Origin of the sequence: Trinickia dabaoshanensis, assembly GCF_002879885.1 — a bacterium.
In the GTDB taxonomy this organism is placed as follows: domain Bacteria; phylum Pseudomonadota; class Gammaproteobacteria; order Burkholderiales; family Burkholderiaceae; genus Trinickia; species Trinickia dabaoshanensis.
On sequence record NZ_PNYA01000021.1, the window covers coordinates 102,682 to 121,482 of the forward strand.

At 62.8% G+C, this 18,801-nt stretch carries 16 protein-coding genes and 1 pseudogene; 11 read left to right on the plus strand and 6 right to left on the minus strand.

The features are described 5' to 3' along the window. Positions 1–64: 64 nt before the first annotated feature. Positions 65–754, minus strand: coding sequence for a type IV pili methyl-accepting chemotaxis transducer N-terminal domain-containing protein (locus C0Z18_RS21680; RefSeq protein WP_102647493.1), 690 nt, complete (start codon positions 752–754; stop codon positions 65–67). A 288-nt stretch (positions 755–1,042) separates the two neighbouring features. Continuing rightward, positions 1,043–2,893, minus strand: coding sequence for a M24 family metallopeptidase (locus C0Z18_RS21685; RefSeq protein WP_102647532.1), 1,851 nt, complete (start codon positions 2,891–2,893; stop codon positions 1,043–1,045). A gap of 287 nt (positions 2,894–3,180) precedes the next feature. Here C0Z18_RS21685 and C0Z18_RS21690 point away from each other — a divergent pair, with 287 nt between their 5' ends. Continuing rightward, on the plus strand, positions 3,181–3,906 hold the full coding sequence (locus C0Z18_RS21690; RefSeq protein ID WP_102647494.1) for a helix-turn-helix domain-containing protein: 726 nt from the start codon (positions 3,181–3,183) through the stop codon (positions 3,904–3,906). Positions 3,907–3,921: 15 nt separating this feature from the next. Here the strand turns inward: C0Z18_RS21690 and C0Z18_RS21695 are convergent, their stop codons facing one another. Then, positions 3,922–4,734, minus strand: coding sequence for a COG4705 family protein (locus C0Z18_RS21695; RefSeq protein WP_102647495.1), 813 nt, complete (start codon positions 4,732–4,734; stop codon positions 3,922–3,924). Between the two features lie 257 nt (positions 4,735–4,991). Between C0Z18_RS21695 and C0Z18_RS21700 the strand changes: the two genes are divergently transcribed. Beyond that, complete coding sequence (locus tag C0Z18_RS21700; RefSeq protein WP_102647533.1) at positions 4,992–6,704, plus strand: acid phosphatase; 1,713 nt, start codon at positions 4,992–4,994, stop codon at positions 6,702–6,704. 20 nt (positions 6,705–6,724) lie between these two features. Here the strand turns inward: C0Z18_RS21700 and C0Z18_RS21705 are convergent. Then, positions 6,725–6,841: pseudogene (locus tag C0Z18_RS21705) on the minus strand (YjbQ family protein); the annotation flags it as partial. A gap of 81 nt (positions 6,842–6,922) precedes the next feature. On the opposite strand from C0Z18_RS21705, the gene mnmH reads away from it, so the two are divergent. After that, positions 6,923–7,972 (plus strand): tRNA 2-selenouridine(34) synthase MnmH, encoded by a 1,050-nt coding sequence (gene mnmH, locus C0Z18_RS21710; protein ID WP_233217423.1) that lies wholly within the window; start codon positions 6,923–6,925, stop codon positions 7,970–7,972. Between the two features lie 15 nt (positions 7,973–7,987). Here the strand turns inward: mnmH and C0Z18_RS21715 are convergent, their stop codons facing one another. Then, positions 7,988–9,499 (minus strand): methyl-accepting chemotaxis protein, encoded by a 1,512-nt coding sequence (locus tag C0Z18_RS21715; RefSeq protein WP_199189517.1) that lies wholly within the window; start codon positions 9,497–9,499, stop codon positions 7,988–7,990. Positions 9,500–9,815: 316 nt separating this feature from the next. Continuing rightward, positions 9,816–10,718: a DMT family transporter gene (locus tag C0Z18_RS21720; RefSeq protein ID WP_102647497.1), complete on the minus strand. Its 903-nt coding sequence runs from the start codon at positions 10,716–10,718 to the stop codon at positions 9,816–9,818. A gap of 63 nt (positions 10,719–10,781) precedes the next feature. Between C0Z18_RS21720 and C0Z18_RS21725 the strand changes: the two genes are divergently transcribed. The 8 genes from C0Z18_RS21725 to C0Z18_RS21760 all read left to right on the plus strand — a co-directional run bounded on the left by C0Z18_RS21725 (position 10,782) and on the right by C0Z18_RS21760 (position 18,746). Next, the gene (locus C0Z18_RS21725) at positions 10,782–11,708 is read left to right on the plus strand and encodes a LysR substrate-binding domain-containing protein (protein WP_102647498.1); all 927 of its coding nucleotides are present in this window, start codon (positions 10,782–10,784) and stop codon (positions 11,706–11,708) included. Between the two features lie 32 nt (positions 11,709–11,740). Then, positions 11,741–12,079, plus strand: a complete 339-nt coding sequence (locus C0Z18_RS21730; RefSeq protein WP_102647499.1) for an ArsR/SmtB family transcription factor — start codon at positions 11,741–11,743, stop codon at positions 12,077–12,079. Beyond that, a complete protein-coding gene (locus C0Z18_RS21735; protein WP_102647500.1) occupies positions 12,076–12,603 on the plus strand; it encodes an SRPBCC family protein in 528 nt (175 codons plus the stop codon). The genes C0Z18_RS21730 and C0Z18_RS21735 overlap by 4 nt, the downstream gene beginning before the upstream one ends. 58 nt (positions 12,604–12,661) lie before the next feature. After that, on the plus strand, positions 12,662–13,102 hold the full coding sequence (locus C0Z18_RS21740; RefSeq protein ID WP_102647501.1) for a DUF1801 domain-containing protein: 441 nt from the start codon (positions 12,662–12,664) through the stop codon (positions 13,100–13,102). Then, positions 13,099–13,710: a TetR/AcrR family transcriptional regulator gene (locus tag C0Z18_RS21745; protein ID WP_102647502.1), complete on the plus strand. Its 612-nt coding sequence runs from the start codon at positions 13,099–13,101 to the stop codon at positions 13,708–13,710. Before C0Z18_RS21740 ends, C0Z18_RS21745 begins: the two co-directional genes overlap by 4 nt. A 206-nt stretch (positions 13,711–13,916) precedes the next feature. Beyond that, on the plus strand, positions 13,917–14,324 hold the full coding sequence (locus C0Z18_RS21750) for a VOC family protein (RefSeq protein ID WP_233217424.1): 408 nt from the start codon (positions 13,917–13,919) through the stop codon (positions 14,322–14,324). Positions 14,325–14,546: 222 nt separating this feature from the next. Next, on the plus strand, positions 14,547–17,495 hold the full coding sequence (locus C0Z18_RS21755; RefSeq protein ID WP_102647504.1) for a bifunctional diguanylate cyclase/phosphodiesterase: 2,949 nt from the start codon (positions 14,547–14,549) through the stop codon (positions 17,493–17,495). A 105-nt stretch (positions 17,496–17,600) separates the two neighbouring features. Next, positions 17,601–18,746, plus strand: coding sequence for a sialidase family protein (locus C0Z18_RS21760; RefSeq protein WP_102647505.1), 1,146 nt, complete (start codon positions 17,601–17,603; stop codon positions 18,744–18,746). Positions 18,747–18,801: the final 55 nt, after the last annotated feature.

Here is an 18,801-nt window from a genome sequence, read left to right on the forward strand (position 1 = left end):
GCTCGGCGCGGCGCGGCGGCCACGCATCTGGGAGGAGGCCAATCACCATACGCGTCGCAATATTTCAGCGCAAGCGAGGGGCCGGTTCCCGGGCACGCACGACGCCATGGATCATGCGCTCCATCTCCTTGACGATATCGGCCAGCAGCGATGTGACGACGGCGAACTCGCGCCCGTAGGGGCCCGCCCGTCCCGCAGAGATGCGCGCATTGATCGCCACGATGTTCGCCTGCATCGAAATGCGCCCGAGTTGCTCGGCCAATTGCGCGTCGCGTTGGGTCGCGGCGCGTTCGACGTTGCGCATTTCGTTTTGATAGCCGAGCGTGATGCTTTGCAGCAGTTCGAGCAGCGGCGATGCTTGATTGACGAGCGCGTCGGCGGCCGCCGGCGCATCGGCCGAGTGAGTGGATATCAGCGAGATCGCGCGCTCGGCATCGCCGATGAAACGGCGGATTCGCTCGTCGGCCCGCTGCGAGCCGAAGTACAACTGGCGCAGCGCCTCGCAAAAGACACCGGGCAGACGATCGTTTCCGCTAACGAGGTCCTCGTGCGTCGCGGCGAAGATCGACAAGCACTGCTTCGCGATGCCCGTCGCGGCTTCGTGGCCTTGCGCCGCCAACAGCACATGCAAGACGATCCGCTGCGACAACATCCGCTGGCGGCCCGCGAGGTTGATGAGTTCTCCGATCGTTTCGCCTGAAACGGCTTTATCCTCGGGCGCGCGGTGCGTATCGTTGAGCGGCTGTTTGATCATGGCTGGACGCGATCGTCGATGCGACCGCTTTGGCGTGGGCTGCGCCACGGCGAATGCATACCGTGGCGGGCGTTCTCGTTCGCGCGAGGTCTACGCGCGAACTTCGCTCGTCCCGTTACGCAATAGCTATGCCAGCGCCGCGCATTGCACGCGGCCCGCAAACTTCAGATCATTGCGAACCGTCTCGCAGACGGGTCTCGTGCGAGCGCGCCACGGGTCTGTGCGCGGCGGACCGCGATGGTGCAGCGGGCACCGGCGCGGGGCGCATCGGTACACGTGCTTCGACGCTCAGAGCAGCGGACACGGCGTTACCGTGTTGCCCAACTGCGCGCACAGCCGCTCGTAGTCGCGCAAGTAGGTGCGTTCGGCTTCGTCGAGTAAATCCACGTCGATCAGATCCCAGTCGTACCCCACGGCGACGATGTTCTCGAATTCGACCTTTCCGGGCTCATGCTCGCTCGGATGGATGATGACGACGTTCTCGATCCGAACGCCGCCCTTGCCCCGCAGATAGATGCCGGGCTCGACCGAAATGACCGCGTTCGGGACTAGACCGTATTCGGAGTTCGGCGCGAAGCGTACGCCGCCTTCGTGGACGTGGATGCCGATACCATGTCCCGTGCCATGGTTGAAGTCGTAGCCGCTCGCGCGGCACACATCGCGCACCGCTTCATCCACCTCGCCACCCGTCAACTGCGCCGGAAAACGCGTGACGAGCCCCTTGATGCACGCCTTCAGCGCGATCGTATAGATCTCGCGCTGCCACGGTTGGGCTCGCGTTTGCGCCTCGGTCTTGCGCAGCACGACGCGCGTGCAGTCCGTCGCGAACCCGCCTTCGTAATAGGCGCCGCTATCGAGCAGCACCAGTTCGCCCTCTTCGAGCGCGACGTCGCTGCTCGCCGCCGTGTAGTGAGCGAGCGCGCTATTGGCGCCGTGCGCGGCGATCGTCGTGAACGTCAGCCCTACCGCGCCGCGCGCGGCATAGGCATCGTTGACCTTGCGAGCCAAATCGTATTCGGAAGGATGCTGCCCGGGCTCCCCGTACTTGGCCCAACGCATCGTCTCGGCGATCGCGGCGCTGCTACGCGCGAACGCATCGCGGAAATGAGCGAGCACCTGCGGCGTTTTCGATGCGCGCATCGACTCGACCGGGCTGAAGCTCGAGTGCCGCGCGTGCGGCCAAACGCGGCTCAGCGCGTCGGGCATCGCGCAGTTGACGAAGTCCGCCCCGTAGCAAATATGCTCGACGTCGAACAGTGCCAGGAAGCGCCCGAGCGCGGCCAAATCGTTGCGGAACACCTGTAGTTTCGAATACGTCTCGAGCTCGACCGGACACGCGTCGCAACCCTCGGGCAAATAAAGCGCGACTTGGTCGCCGACGACGAACAAGTAGCCGAGGTGCGACGACGCGTTGGGCATGTGATAGCCGCGGCTATTGAGCAGATAGCCGATGTCGTCGGCCGCACAGGTCAACCAGCACACCCGCGCGCCGGCATTGCCGAGGTGCCCGCGCAAACGATCGTTCAACGCGGCGATGTTGCTCGCGACGGTCGTGCCCGTCAGCGATTCCGGCACCTCGAAAATCGGCCGATCGACTTCCCAGCCGGGCAAGTCGATCGCGCGATCGATCTCGCGTGCGGAAAACGCCGTCCATCGCAAGGCATCGCGGCGCGTGTCGTCGAACAGGCGATCGCGTTGGCCCACGCTCACTCGCAGGGCATCGTAGCCGACCGAGCGCAGCACGTCGGCGTGACTCGAGAGCCAACGAGCAAGCGCCGTCCAGATCGGCACGCCCAGTTCGAGCTTCTCCAATTGCACCAGCGTCTTATCGCATTGCGCCTCGGCTTGCAGATGATAGCGGCCGTCCACGAACAGCACGAAGCGCGGCACGCCGATGCGCGCGGCCGCCGCGGCGCTCAAAAAGATGCCGGAGCCCGCCGAGCCGTCGAAGCCGGACACGGCGAAACGCTGGCTGTTTCGGCGCGGCACATATTCCGAGATGAATTCGTCTTGCGAGGTGACGATCAGCGCATCGAGCTTGACGCGTTCCATGAAAGCGCCGAGCCGGGCCTGTACATCGGCCACCGAAGGTTCGTAAGTCGGAAGATCGGAAAAGTTGTATTTAAGTCGATCGATCATCGGATTCGCTCGTTCGGTCAGTGCCCGCAGCACTCAAGGCTGCCCCCATGGTGAAACTACCGTCGCACCGAATTTACGTCAAGCTAAAATTTTGGTGCCACTAAAAATTTGGGTGCTTGCGCTATCGCGGGGCTCGACGGTAAACGGCGCGGTACAATGCGCCGACGTTGCTGCCCGGCTGGTTCTGGACGCGCCGATCCGCGTCGAGAACCAGTGTGCTTTACGTACCGTGCGATACGTTCGGCGGATCGAAGGCTCGCGGCGATCTCCTCCCAGATCGAGGATTCATGGATTCGGATATCAATCACATCGGCCAGCGCATTCGGCGGCTGCGCCGAGAATCGAAGATGACACTGCTCGAGGTGGCGACCGCCTCGAGCTTGTCGGTAGGATTTTTGTCGCAGGTAGAGCGCAACTTGACCGGCATTTCGATCTCGTCGCTCGTCAATGTCGCGAAAGCGTTGAGCGTGCCGCTCGGCACGTTGCTCGAGCACCCGCGTCAGGCGCAGCCCGATTCGCACGAGGGCCGGCGCGAATCGTATCAAGTCGGCCCGATGCGGCAGAAGTACGAACGCCTTTCGACGACGTTCAACGGCAGCCTGCTCAATGCCGTCAAAGTGCAAATGATGGAGGGCTATAGCTCCGAATGGGTCGCCCATAGCGGCGACGAATTCGTCTATGTGCTCTCCGGCAAGGTGCGCTATACGCTGCGCAAGAAGGACTACGAACTCACGGCCGGCGATTCGCTGCATTTCGATGCGCAGCATCGCCATCGCGTGGTGAACGTCGGTCCGGGGCCCGCGGAACTCATCGCCGTCGGCACGTTGCCGCTGTTCGACGACGGCCACGCCGAGTTTGAATCGCTGTCGCGCGCGCCTAAAAGCCGAGGCATGACAGCGGCCAAGAAGACGAGCGCGACCGCCGCACCGGCGCCAAGTGCGGCGCCGGCACCGCACGCGGCTCGCAAATCGACGCGAGCGAAAAGCGTTTCGGCGAAAAAGACGCCGCGCTGACCGCGGCGTGCGGCCTCAGTGTATCGAGGATGGCGCGGCACGCCGGGCGCGTGCCCCGCCGCTCGCAAAATGCTGAATCACGATCACCACGATCATCGCCGCCAAGATCGAGAGCGAGGCCGAAATCCGATTCAGGTTCAGGCCGCCTTCGGCGAGCGGTTTCGTCAACGTATCGCCGAGCGTCGCGCCGAGCGGCCGGGTCAATACGTACGCGGCCCAAAACAGCACCCCGACCGGCACGCGACGCGCCAAGCGCCATACGAGCGCGACGATCAGCAGCATGCCCGCGAACAGCAGCGCCCCGCGTTCGAAGCCGAGGCCCAGGTTATCGGCCGCGAAATCGCCCAAGGCGGTACCGAGCGTATTCGACACCAAGATCGTGACCCAGTAGAAGACCTCGTCGCGCGGGTTCGAGATACGGTCGTACTCGATCCGGCCGGCCACGGCACGCCATGCCGCCAGCACGATCAGGACGCCGAGCAGCAGCAGCGCCGACGACAGCACATAGCCGAGACCGGCCGTGCGATCGAGAAAATCCGACGTCGTGGTGCCGACGGTGGTCGTCGCCACCACGACGGCCCAATAGGCCGCCGGGTGATAGCTGCGCGAGCGAACCTGGATCGTCAACGTCACGATAAAGAACGCGAGAAAAACGAACGTGGCGACCGCATAACCCAATCGCAAGGTCATTGAAAGCGCGTCGCCGCCCGTCTCGCCCACGGTGGTCGCCAAAATCTTTACGAGCCAAAACACGGCCGTGGCTTGTGGCACTTTGCTCAGCCATGCATCGCTGCTCTGCTGCACAGCCATCGAGGTGCGTATTGTCATGCTTTGTTCTCCTGCATCGATGGAAGGAAGGATATTGCAAACGGGACTCATTATCGACGGCGGTAGCTTAAGGTTCCCTTAGCCGGGATCGCATGCGCCGGGCCCGCTCGTGCCCGGCCGTTCAGTTTCGACAGGCTCGTCGCTGCGCCGCGCTACCATGTCGGCCGGGCGTGCGCCGCCGCACCGCACGCCATCCAGCGCGCATAAGAGCCGATGGGCCTGTGCGCACGCAGGTCACGACCGACGGAGACGAGCCGATGCAAGACGAAATACCCAAAGTCGCGCCCCTTCCCGAGCCGCAATCGACGGACGCGGACCGGCCCACGAACCCCGAACGCCGCCGCGTACTGGGCGGACTCGCCGCCGTCGGCATGGGACTTGCCCTGCCCGCGTGCAGCACGCCAACGAGCCGTACGGCGCAACGCGAGAGCGCGATCGCGCGAACGGCCGCGGACGAGACGATCGACGCCGCCCTGCGCGCACGAGTACGCCAGATCGTCGTCATCTATGCGGAAAACCGCAGCTTCGCCAACCTTTACGGCGATTTCCCCGGCGTACGCTATCCGCTCACCGCCCTCGATGGAAAGATCCCTTTGCAGTTGGATCGGGACGGCAAGAGCCCGTTGCCCTATTTGCCGAAGATCTGGGGCGGCCTCGTGCCGCAAGCGCAACAAGTGGGGATGACGCGCTACATGATCGGAGAGCAAGACATCACGCACTTGCCGAACCGGCCGTTCGTCGTGGCCGATGCGCACGGCAAGCCCCTGCCGAACGCCGTCGTCACGCGCGACTTGTGGCACCGCTTTTATCAAAACCAGATGCAAATCAATGGCGGGCGCAACGATCAGTTCGTCGCCTGGGCCGACTCGGGCGCGCTCGTCATGGGTCATTACCGCAATTCGGCGAGCACGCTCAAGCTTTGGAACTTGGCGCGGCAATACACGCTGTGCGACAACTTTTTCATGGCTGCATTCGGCGGGTCGTGGCTCAATCACATCTACCTCATCTCCGCGCAGGCCCCGTTCTACCCGGGCATCGATACGAGTCCCGCCAAGGATCTCGTCTCGGTATTGGAAGGCGACGATCCGCTCGGCACGCGGCTCAAGCTGGCGCCCGACGCGAAACGCTCTGCCCTCGACGGCCCGCCGAAGTTCGTGCGAGACGGTTTGTTCACACCGGACGGTTACGCCGTCAACACCATGGCGCCGCCTTATCAGCCGAGCTTCGTCGCACCGGCGCCCGGCGGCAATCCGGCGCTGGCCGATCCCTCGAACCCGCGCGTCATGCCACCGCAAACTTACGCCACCATCGGCGATCGTCTATCGGCCAAAGGCGTCGACTGGGCCTGGTACAGCGGTGCCTGGCAATATGCGCTCGAGCATCGAGAAACCGGCATGACGCCGGATTTCCAGTACCACCATCAACCGTTCAATTACTTCTCGAACTACGCCCCCGGCACCGATGCACGCACCCGGCATGTGCGCGACGCGGGCATGGGCGACGACGCATCGACGAACCGCTTCATCGCCGATATCGATGCGGGCCGCTTGCCCGCCGTCTCGTTCTATAAGCCGCAAGGCAATCTGAACATGCACGCGGGCTATGCCGACATCGAATCGGGAGACCGCCATATCGCCAAAGTCATCGACCAGATTCGCAACGGACCGCAATGGGCCGACACGGTCATCGTCATGACGCACGACGAAAACGGCGGATGGTGGGACCCCGTGGCGCCGCCGCGAGGCGACCGCTGGGGGCCCGGCTCGCGCATTCCGGCGCTCGTGATTGCGCCGTTCGCGAAAAAGGGATTCGTCGACCACACGTTTTACGACACGAACTCGATCCTGCGTCTGATCGATCGCGTCCATGGGCTCGCACCGCTAGACGGCGTCGCGGCGCGCAATCGCGCTTTCCTCGCACGCGGAGAGACGCCGCCGGGCGATCTAACGGCCGCGCTCGACCTCGGGTGAGCGCGCGGGGCGCTCGCGCCTCATTGCCCGATGGCGTGCATGACGACGTCGCGTCGATGCGGTTGCCTGCGGTGTTCGAACAGATAGATCCCTTGCCACGTGCCCAATACGAGCGCGCCATGTTCGACCGGAATCGTGCACGGATCGGTTCGTACCGCCGCGCCGCCCGCACGCCGTGCCATAATCGCCCGCATCCCCGGCTCTCACGCGGATCGCCCTTGAAAGAGCTCAACGTCAGCTTGGAGCGTCTAGTCGAATTCGACGAAATCGTGGACGTGCGCACGCCGCTCGAATTCGCCGAAGACCGCATCCCCGGCGCGATCAATGCTCCGGTGCTCGAGAACGAGGAGCGCGTCGTCGTAGGCACGCTCTACGCGCAAGTGTCACCGTTCGAGGCCACGCGCGTGGGCGCGGCGATGGTGGCGCGCAATATCGCGCGGCACTTGGAGACGACCTTCGCCACCCGCCCCCGAGGATGGCGGCCCCTCGTCTATTGCTGGCGCGGCGGCAAGCGCTCGGAATCGCTGGCGCTCTGGCTCAATTTGATGGGTTGGCACGCACGCCGGCTCGAGGGCGGCTACAAGGCATACCGGCGCTCCGTGCTCGATGCGCTCACGGTATTGCCGCCACGGTTCGAATACGTCGTACTCACCGGCGCGACAGGCAGTGGAAAGACGCGTCTGTTGCGCGCGCTCGCCGATACGGGCGCTCAGGTCCTCGACCTCGAGCGGATCGCCGCGCATCGCGGCTCGCTGCTCGGGGCGCTGCAAGGGCAATCGCAACCCACGCAAAAGGCTTTCGAAACGGGGATCGTGCAGGCGCTGCGCGGCTTCGCGCCCGAGCGGCCCGTATTCATCGAAGCGGAAAGCCGAACGATCGGCCGAGTGGCGTTGCCCGATGCGTTGCTCGGTGCCATGCATCGCGCGCGCTGCGTCGCCGTGCATACGCCGCGCGACGAGCGCATCGGCTTCTTGCTCGAAGACTATGCGCACCTGTTCGACGCGCCCGAGGCATTCAAAGCGCAATTGACGAAGCTGATCGGCTTACATAGCCGCGAGCGCGTGGCGCGCTGGTGTCGTCTCATCGACGAAAACGCCCGGACCGCGCTCTTCGCCGAACTCATCGACCTGCACTACGATCCCGCCTACGCGCGCAGCAGCCGGGGACATTTCATTCAGTTGCCGTGCGCGAGCGCGTTCGAATTGCATCCGAACGCGCCGGACATGGACGACCAAGCACGCAAGCTACTCGAACTGATGCACGGCTGATGCGCGGCTGATCGCTCAGTGCGCCGCGCGCTGCGTGCGGAATGTGCTGACGACTTCGGCGAGCAGACGGGCCTGCTCTTGCATCGCCTGTGCGCTGCCGGCTGCTTGCTCCACCATCGCAGCGTTTTGCTGCGTCGTCTGGTCCATTTGCGCGATGGCGATGTTCACTTGCTCGATACCGCGGCTTTGCTCCTCCGATGCCGCCGAAATCTCGCTGATGATGTCGGTCACGCGCTTGACCGAATGCACGAGCGAATCCATTTTGCTGCCCGCGCTTTGGACGAGCGTCTTGCCCGCCTCGACGCTACCGACCGATTCCTCGATGAGCCCCTTGATTTCCTTCGCCGCTTCCGAGCTGCGGCGCGCGAGGTTGCGCACTTCGCCCGCGACGACGGCAAAGCCGCGGCCCTGCTCGCCCGCGCGCGCGGCCTCGACCGCCGCGTTCAACGCGAGGATGTTCGTTTGGAACGCGATGCCTTCGATGACGGAAATGATATCGACGACACGCGCCGAACTCGCGGCGATGTTTTGCATCGTCGCCACGACCTGTTGCACGGCCTCGCCGCCTTCGCCAGCGATGCGCGACGTATCGGCCGCCATCTGATTGGCCTGGCGCGCGTTGTCGGCGTTTTGCTTGACCGTCGCCGTGAGCTGCTCCATGCTCGCCGCCGTTTCGCCGAGCGAGGACGCCTGCTCTTCGGTACGCGAGGACAAATCGAGGTTGCCGGCCGCGATTTGCTGTGCGGCGTCGTTGATCGTTTCGGTGCCGCCGCGGATGCGGTGCATGGTTTCCGCGAGACGATTCTGCATCCGCTGCATCGCCATCACCATACTGCCGCGATCGCCGTCGCGCACCATGACGTCTTGCGTCAAGTCGCCGTCGGCGATCGATTCCGCCACGGCCGCGGCATAAGCAGGCTCGCCGCCGAGGCTGCGCTGCACGTTGCGAATGATCATCACGAGCGCGACGGAACTCAAACTGCCGAGCACCAGAATCGTCAACAGATAGTTGAGCAAGCGCACATGGAACGCCGTGTCGATGTCGTTGATATAGACGCCCGAGGCAACGTACCAATCCCACGGTTCGAAGCGTTTGACGAAGGAGATCTTCGGCACCTCCTCGCTCTTGCCGGGAACGCGCGCCATGTAATCGACGAAGCCTTGCCCCTGCGCGCGCGCCACTTTCAGCATCTCCACGAACAGGCGCTTGCCGTTGACGTCCTTATAGTCCGTCATGTCCTTGTTGACCAAGTCCGGCAGGACCGGATGCATGATCACCGTAGGATGACCGTCCGTGATGAACAGATAACCGTTGCCGGGGAACCGCATCGCGGAAAGCCGCGCCATCGCGCCGCGCTTGGCTTCTTCCTCCGAAATCTCGTGGCGCTCCGCCATTTGCTGATATTGCGCGACGACACCGACACCCGCTTCGACGATGTTTTGAACCGCCGCCTGACGTCCGCTCAGCATCGTCGCGCGCGTTTGCAACGCGGCCCAGCCCCCGAAGAACAACAAGCCGAGCCACATCACGAGCAAGGCCAATCCTAATTTTTTGCTTAGCGTCAGACGATTCACACTTCCCCCACGGGCAAAGCCGGTGCACATGGCTGGTGCAATGCAACCGGCGTCATTCAACAATGAATTCACATTGATTAACGGCCGCGCCCGGCAATTCTTCAGGGTCGATTAGTTCGGACTACCGAATATTTTCAATATCCGCTTAGGGGAAATCACCGAAAAGTCTGATTATAGGGACCGCTCGCCGCCAGTTCGTCGCGCGATTTACCGGATTGCGGGCGCGCAGCGATTGCAATGTCATACGGAACCGATTAAGCGGCCACCGTTATCGTCGCCCGCGCCAAGCGACATAGGCCACGCCTGCGATCGTCATGATGCCGCCCGTCACCGTCGTTGCACGCACCTCGTCGCCGGTCAGCGCGATCGAGAGTACGGTTGCGACCGCCGGCGTCAGATAGAGGAAGTTGGACGCGCGCGCCGCGCCGAAATGGCCGAGCGCGTACGCCCACGTCGCATAGCCCAACGCGGCGGGGAACACTCCCAGCACCACCACGGCCTGAATCGTTCTCGCCGAGGCGGTGGTCAACTCGCTCACAGCGCCCGGTAGCCACGGTGCCAACAGCAACGCACCGGCCAAGATCGTATAGGCCGTACATGCAAGCGGTCCGTACACGGGGATCAGGCGCCGCTGCATGACGATGAACGCCGCCGAGCACACAGCGGCCAACAGAATCAGACTCGCGCCCGCGCCGGGAATGAGCCCGCCCGGCTGCCCGCTCGCGATGACGCCGATACCCGCGAAGCTGAAAATCGAACCCAGCCATGCCCAGCGGTTGAACCGCTCGCCGAGAAAGATCGTGGCAAAGAGTGCCGTGAAAATCGGCAACGAATTGACGATGAAACTCGCCGCGCCCGGCGCCACCGTCTTTTCTCCGGTATTGAGCAGTGCGTTATAAATCGCGATCCCGAAAAACCCGCACCCGGCGAAGCGCAGCGCATCGCGCCGCGTGGGCAGACGCGGGCGCCGATAAGCGAGCCACGCCGCGACGAGGATGGCCGCCGTGGCGAATCGCGCCGCGGCGAGATGCAATGGCGTCAGGCCCTGCAAACCGATGCGGATGAACGGAAAGGCGCTTGCCCATGAAACGATCGTGACCGCCACGGCCACGGCGGCCGGAACCGGCGACGAGAGCGAGCGCGACTGGGCGCAGGAGGAGGAGGAGTTCATCAGCCAATCATCCGTCTTTTCAAGCTGCTAAGCTAGATCACAAATAAACGATGAGCTGTGATCATGACGCACAACACCGAATCGCCGCGCCCGCCGCTCGCCAGCCTCGAAACCGTATGCGTGGTGGCACGCGAAGGCTCGTTCAGCGCAGCCGCGCTTGCGACCGGCGTGACCCATGGCGCCATCAGCCGCCGCATCGCCACCGTCGAGAATTGGCTCGGCTACGCGCTATTCGAGCGGCACGGACGGGGCGTGCGTCTCACGCCCGACGGTCAAAGACTCGTCGGCCGGATCGAGCACGCGTTTTCGATCATCGATGGCGCATCGGATCAGTGGCGACCCGCTCGCGCTGCGCGCATCGTCAAAGTCAGCATGACCCCGGCGTTCGCGCAGCTTTGGCTGTTCGACCGCCTCGCCGCGTTGGAAGCGGGCCCGCCCCCACTCACGATCGCACTGGACATCACGCACCGCAACGCCGACTTGGCCGCCGGTGAGGCGGACGTCGCCATCCGGTGCGGGCGCGGTCATTGGCCCGGCCTCGACGCGCAACCGTTCTTGCCCGAACGGCTCTACCCTATTGCGATCCCTGCCATCGCGGCCAAGCTGAGCGCGCGCAAACCGGCTCAATTGCTCGATTGGCCGCTATTGCACGACTCCGATATCACGGGGTGGCGCGCGTGGTTCGTGCAGCAAGGCATCGCACTCAAACCTCGGCCACAAGACCGGCGCTTCGAGGACTACGGAGTCGTCCTGGCAGCGGCCCAAGCCGGGCTCGGCATTGCGCTGGCTCGCGAACCGTTTTCCGACGGGTGGCTGGCGCGCGGCAATCTCGTTCGCATCGGCCGCTTCGACGTTCCATCGCCCGTCGCTTACCACGTGCTGACGGCTAAGCGCGAGACGCGGCCCGAGGTGCTGGATTTCGTGTCCCGGATCATGGCCGCGGCGGCACGCTGCCGAGGCGGACGGTTGCCGCCCCATCACATTCCTTGACATTCATATACGTCAACAAGTATATTAAGCAAATGGAATCCACATTCGCCGTCATCGCCGAGCCGAGCCGGCGCGCCATTCTGAGTCTGCTCGCGTCGTCCGAGCAATCGGTGGGCGAGATCGAGCATGCGCTGAATTTGCCCCAGCCTTCCGTTTCGAAGCATTTGCGCGTGTTGCGCGACGCGGGGTTCGTCGAATCGCGCGTGGACGCACAGCGCCGCCTTTACCGCATCCGCCTGGAACCGTTGATGGAAATCGATGCATGGCTCGCGCCGTTCCGCCAGTTTTGGTCGACGCACCTCGATGCCCTCGAACGCCATCTCGACGCAACGAATCCTCTCCCCCCACGCACAAAAGGCCGAAAATCATGAGCACACGCGATGCATACAAGCCCGGACCCGCAGCCGGCGCTCACGTGAACAAGGACGGCGAGAATTGGACGCTCGTCGTCGTTCGCGACCTACGTCATACACCCGAGAAAGTGTGGAAGGCTTTGACGGACCCGGCGAGCCTGCGCGAATGGGCGCCGTTCGATGCGGACAAGAACCTCGGCATAGTGGGTCCCGTGCGGCTCTCGACAGTAGGCACCCCGGCACCCGTTGTCAGCGAAACCCGTGTGACGCGCGCCGAGGCGCCGAAGCTGTTGGAATACCGGTGGGGCGACAACGATATGCGATGGACACTGGAGCCCCAGGGAAGCGGTACCCGGCTCACGCTCTGGCACAACATCGATCGCAATTTCATCGCGATGGGTGCCGCCGGTTGGCAAATTTGCCTCGACGTGCTCGAGCGGTTCGTCGACGAAGCGCCTATCGGACGGATCGTCGGCGGCGAGGCGATGAAGTTCGATTGGCCACGTTTGAACGAGGAGTACACGAGAGCGTTCGGGCTTTGACGGCTCGCCCGATCGAACGGCCATGGCATTCGCGAAGGTTCAATAAGGTTCTAACGACATGAATAAATCCGATACGACCGAAAGCAAACCGGCATCCGAGTTGATCGACGAGCGCATCGCGAATCTCGGCGACTGGCGAGGGGCGACGTTGAGCGCGATGCGAGAACTCATCAAGCAGGCTGAACCGAACGTCGTCGAGGAATGGAAATGGATGGGCACGCCGGTCTGGTCGCACGAAGGGATCATTTGCACGGGCGAGTCATATAAGTCCGTCGTCAAGCTCACGTTCGCGAAAGGCGCCTCGCTCGAGGACCCGAAGAAACTTTTCAATTCGAGCTTGGACGGCAACGTCAGGCGCGCCATCGATATCCGTGAGGGCGAAACGATCGACGCGAACGCATTCAAAGCACTGGTGCGCGAGGCCGTCGAACTCAATGCTTCGAAGGCGAAGGCGAAAAAGAAACCGAAAGCAAAGGCCTCAACTTCCGGCAAGCCATGAGCGAACGATCTCCCCAAAAACAATACAGACCGCGCAAAGCGCCGAGCCAGGCGCGCTCGGAAGAAACGGTGGCGTCGATCGTCGAGGCCGCCGCTCAGGTGCTCGAAAGCGAGGGGTTCGAAGGGTTCAATACGAACGCCGTGGCGCGCCGCGCCGGCGTCAGCATCGGCTCGCTCTATCAGTACTTTCCGGGCAAGGACGCATTGACGGTCGCGCTCATTCGACGCGAAACGAAGCGGTTCCACGACGACATGGCGGTAGCGCTGACGCTGCGCAGCGCAAAAGCAGCGCTCGAATACCTGATCGGCGCCGCGGTGCGGCAGCAACTTCAACGGCCGGTGCTCGCCAAGCTCCTCGATATGGAGGAGAGCCGGCCGGGCCTAGCCGGCGAAGTGGGCAAACTCGACCTTGAAGCGTTGTTCGCAACGGTCGTGCAGCGCGCCATTCCCAAACACACCCGCCCCGAGGTCGCCGCAGGCGACTTGTTCGCTATCACACGCGGCATGGTGGATGCCGCGGGGCAGCGCGGCGAAACCGATCTCGAAGACCTGGAACGGCGGCTCAAAGCCGCCCTATTCGGCTACCTGTCGAAAGCCGGGGCCGATTAAGGCGCGCCTCCCGCGCGGCAGCAAAATGCGAGTAAGCGCGGTGCACGGCGTCTCGCGCCGCGCGCGTGCGCCGCACCGGCGCTCGCTTCGCGGGCAAACGGCTCACGACGCCCGATGCGAGTTGTTGAATGTGAGCTTTTACTTATATTCTGAAGTCCTCGAGCGGCACACGGCATGGGGCCTCGCCGCAACCGATGAGACTAACGATGACTGCCTTTATCAAGACGATGAAGCTCAACCACCTGAGCTTTCCTTCGGCCAACGCCGCTGTGACGACTCAATTCTTCGAACGGCATTTAGGTTTTACCGTTGCCGGAACGTGGGATAAATCGGCGATTTTGAAGCGTCCCGGCTTCGATGTCGTGATTGAACATGTTGACGACGCTATTCCGCAATGGCCGAAAAATTTTCATCTCGGCTTCGAATTGCCGAACTTGGCCGCTGTCCATGAGCTATACGCCAGCTTCAAGGAAGAAGGCGTCCAAATGGAAACGGAAATATTCAACAATGGGCGCGGCTCGCGATTCTTTTGCCGCGAACCGGGAGGCGTGATGTTCGAAATCAATACCCGCTCGGATGCCTCGGAGCAGTATCAGGGCACCTTCGACGACTGACACATCAAGCGATCCGCGCCTACTCCAAGACTATCGCGAACCGATCCCGGGCCTGTTCACTCCCCCGGGCCGCCGTCCCTTGCTGCGGCGGCCCGGGGCGGTCAGGACAATCCCGCGCTTCAGATTTTCCCTCTTCCAGCCGTTATCCATGCAGTTGGCACGCGCTCGCGCACAGGGCTCGACCGCTTCCAGACGCTAGATCTGGGCGGCAATGCGTGGAAAATGAGTCTCTCTGACGGCATGGACAAACCTGGGATCGATAACGAAAACGAATACCGTGTGCCTGTCGGCGACTTGCACGTCGCCGTGATCCGGTACGACGCGACCGGCCGGCGGCGCTATATGAACCGCGCCGCGGTTGCCATGATGAGCGTGCCTCGCGACGGCGCGCCGGTCGTGCTCGCCGAATCGGAGCTGCTCTCGGCGCCGACGCTGCGGCGGTATTTGGACGCCATCGGCGAAGTAGCCGCGACGGGCATGGCGCGGGAGATGGAGTTGACGTTCGATGCCTTGCCCGAGGCCGAGCGCGAGCATTACCTCGTCCAGCTTGCAACCGATCCGGCTACCGACGAGGGCCCGGGCGTACTGGCGCTATGCTTCAACATCACGCCGCGCAAGCGCGCGGAGGCGAAGCTGCGCGAGCGCGAATCGTTCCTTGCCTCACTGCTCGATACGATCCCCATTCCCGTGTTCTCCAAGGATAGGCAGGGGCGATATCTTCAGCTGAATAAGGCGTTTCAGGACTTTCTCGGCATCCCCAAGGAGCGGTTCGTCGGCAAGAGCGTGTTCGAGGTAAACCCTCAAGAACTGGCTCAAACGTACTATCTCAAGGACGAAGAGCTGTACACGAGCGGCGGGATTCAGCGCTACGAATTCAAGGCACGGAACGCGCAAGGGGAAGATCGCGAAGTCGAATTCAGCAAGGCGGTCTTTCATGACGCGGAAGGCCGTCAAGCCGGGCTGATCGGCGCGATATTGGATATTACGGAGCGCAAACACGCGGAAACCGCATTACGCGCGCAGTATGAAAAAATACTGCAGCTCAATGAGCGTCTGCAAGACAAAGCGAGCGAACTATCGGAGGCCCGCGCTCATTTGATGAACGTACTCCATACCATTCCGGATATGGTTTGGTTAAAGAGTACGAGCGGCGAATTCACGTTATGCAATCATGGGGTGGAGCGATTCGTCGGTAAATCTCGAACCGAAATACTCGGCAGAACCGATTACGACTTTTTCGAGGTGGGATTGGCCGATTTCTTCCGCGAGCGGGAGAAGGCCGCAATCGGCGCGAGGTGTGTTTGCGTGACCGACGAATGGGTCGTCAGCCCCGCCACGAGCGAACGCGTGTTGCTGGAAACGCGGCGCTTACCCGTGCTCGACGAGCAAGGCAACGTCACCGGCGTATTGGCGGTGGCGCGCGACATCACGGAGCGCCGGCGCTTCGACGAAACGCTCGCCCGCCGCGAGCGCGAATTCAGAACGCTGGTCGAACACTCGCCCGATACGGTGGCCCGCTACGATCGAAACCTACGGCGCCTATACGTCAACCCTACGTTTGCCGGGCTCGCGGCCGGCGGATTGCAGGCCCTGCTCGGGAAAACGCCGACGGAGTATCCCGGCGGCCCACATACCGTTCTTTACGAGCGCGAACTCGAGGAGGTTTTCGTCGGCGCATCCGACCGGCAATTCGAATTGCGATGGCAATCCGCCGACGGCAATCAACTTTGCCATCTGATTCGATTGACGCCCGAACTCGGGCCGGACGGCAAAGTTGAAACGGTGCTCGCGGTGGGACGCGACATCACGGAACTGCACGCCTCTCGGGAAAAGATACATCGTATGGCGTATTTCGATGCGCTGACGGGGCTGCCGAACCGCCGCTCGTTCAACGAGACGTTGCGCGCGCTCGCCTCTGATGCCGTGCAAAATCGCTTCACGGCCGTGATGATGATCGACATGGACCGCTTCAAGAGCGTGAACGATACGATGGGCCACGCGGTGGGCGACGAGTTGTTACGCGAAGCCGCGGCGCGTCTCTTATCGAGCGTGCGGCCCGGCGATACGGTTTCGCGTTTCGGCGGCGACGAGTTCGCCGTGTTGCTCCCGGACGTGCATAACCGAAGAACGATCGAACAAATTTCGACGACGATCATTCAGCGGCTCGGCGAGCGCTTCGTGCTCAACGGCAAGGAAGTGTTCATCTCTTGCAGCGTCGGTATCGCGCTTTACCCGATCGACAGCGCCGACGCGGACGATCTCTTGAAGTACGCCGATTCGGCGATGTATCTGGCCAAGCGTTCGGGCCGTCGCGGTTTCCGCTTTTATACGAACGACTTGACCGTCGAGGCCGCGGCCAATCTCGCGCTCGAATCGCAACTCAGGCGCGCGATCGAGCGAGGCGAGCTCGAACTGCACTTCCAGCCGCAAGTTGCGTTTCGCGATTCGGAAGTGCTCGGCTCGGAAGCGCTGCTCAGATGGAATCGACCCGGCACGGGCTTCATCCCTCCGGACCAATTCATCCCCGTCGCGGAGGAAACCGGCCTCATCGTCGACATCGGCCGATGGGTGCTGCGTGAAGCCTGCCGCGCCGCCGCGCAATGGAACGCAGGCGGCGCGCGCCATACCGTCGCCGTGAATTTATCGGCCCGGCAGTTTCAGTCGCGCGGCTTCGTTCCGATGGTCGAAAAGATTCTCGCCGAGACGGGTTGCCACCCGCAATGGCTTGAACTGGAGATCACCGAAAGCCTGCTGCTCGACGAGGACGATTCGGTCGCCTATGCACTGTCCGCGTTCAAGCACATGGGGCTATCGATCGCCATCGACGACTTCGGCACCGGCTACTCGGCATTGAGTTATTTGACGCGCTTTCCGATCGATACGTTGAAGATCGATAGGACCTTCATTCAAAAGGTCACGAGCGATCGCCGCCACGCCGAACTCGTGAAGGCGATTCTGTCGATCTCGCGCTGCCTAGGACATCGCGTCGTGGCCGAAGGCGTCGAGACGATGGAGCAAGCGTCGTTTTTGAATGTTTACGGTTGCGAGGTGGCGCAAGGCTTCCTGTACAGCCGGCCGCTGACGAAGCCCGAAATAGGATTGCTGCCCCGGTATTTGACGCCCAGGGAGGAGGCCGAGGCGAGCGTCGATGCGGAAACGGACGCAGGGTAAAACCGCAATAGCCGCTCAGGCACGGAAAATGCGCGGCTCGGCGCATTTGTCGTAAGTTTCATGCTTCGAGGCAAGCATGAAGCCCAACCGCCGGAGACTCGAGCAATGCTCAAAGTTTGGACAAGTGCTATTGGCATCGTGCTCGCGTCGAGCATCCTCCTTACAACCGGCGCGAGGGCCTCGACGCTCCTGAGCCAGGCGCCGACAGCCGACGCGCGCGTCGTGCGCCTCACGTCTTCGCCGGTTCAGGCTGATCGCGGCAAACTCGTCGTCTCCGCAATTTCCCCGGCAGGCGGCAAGCATGTGGACGTCTACCTCGGGGATGAACTCAGTCATTCCTTCGCACCGATCGGCAAAATCGACGACCCGGCTTTTGCATCGGGTCTGTGTTGCGGCACGTTGTTCGAGTTGCCTAAACAGATCGGATCGCTACCGAAGGGCGCGCTCTTGTGGGCCGCATCGGTGGGACAGAACGCCCCTAACCGCCGGATGGCGATCAAAGTCTATGTCAGCGAAGACGAGGGCCGCACGTGGCGCTATTCGAGCGAAATCGACAGCCCGAATCAGGGCGGGCTTTGGGAGCCGGAATTTACCGTCGATCGAAGCGGCACACTGGTGATGTTCTTCTCCGACGAGACCGATAAAGCCCGGCACTCTCAAACGATCAAGAAAGCGAGAAGCGACGACGGCACGAATTGGCGAGACATCGGCTATGTCGTTGCCAGCGATATCCAGGCGGACCGCCCCGGTATGCCGGTCACTCGACGCCTTGCCAACGGACGCTGGATGATGACCTACGAGCTGGGCGGTCCGGCGCATTTCATCGTCTACTACCGGCTTTCCGACGACGGGTGGAACTGGGGCACACCATCGAACGTAGGCAACGAGATCCGATTGCCGAACGGCGCATTTCCAGCGCACGCACCTCGCTTTACCGTCATGCCGGACGGCGCGATCGCCCTCGTGGGTCAACTCGTGGAAACGCCGAACTTGAAGCGCGGAGCACGCAACGGCCGCGTGCTACTCGAAAACGCAGCCGGCGACCCGGCCACCCCTTGGCGCACCCTACCCGCTCCCCTTCCGGTGCCCGACGCGTGCAGTGAAACGTGCCCCGATCACCAATGGTGTCCCAACTACTCCTCGGCGCTCTTACCCTCCGCCGACGGCACACAGGTACTCGAATTCGCCTCTCATTGGACGAGCGGGGCATGCATGACATCTTATGGATGGGGGGCTTGGCGCAACCCCTAAGGGTCGTCGCGCGTAACGGTGTCACGGCATGGATCGGCGGCCCGCCATTCAAACC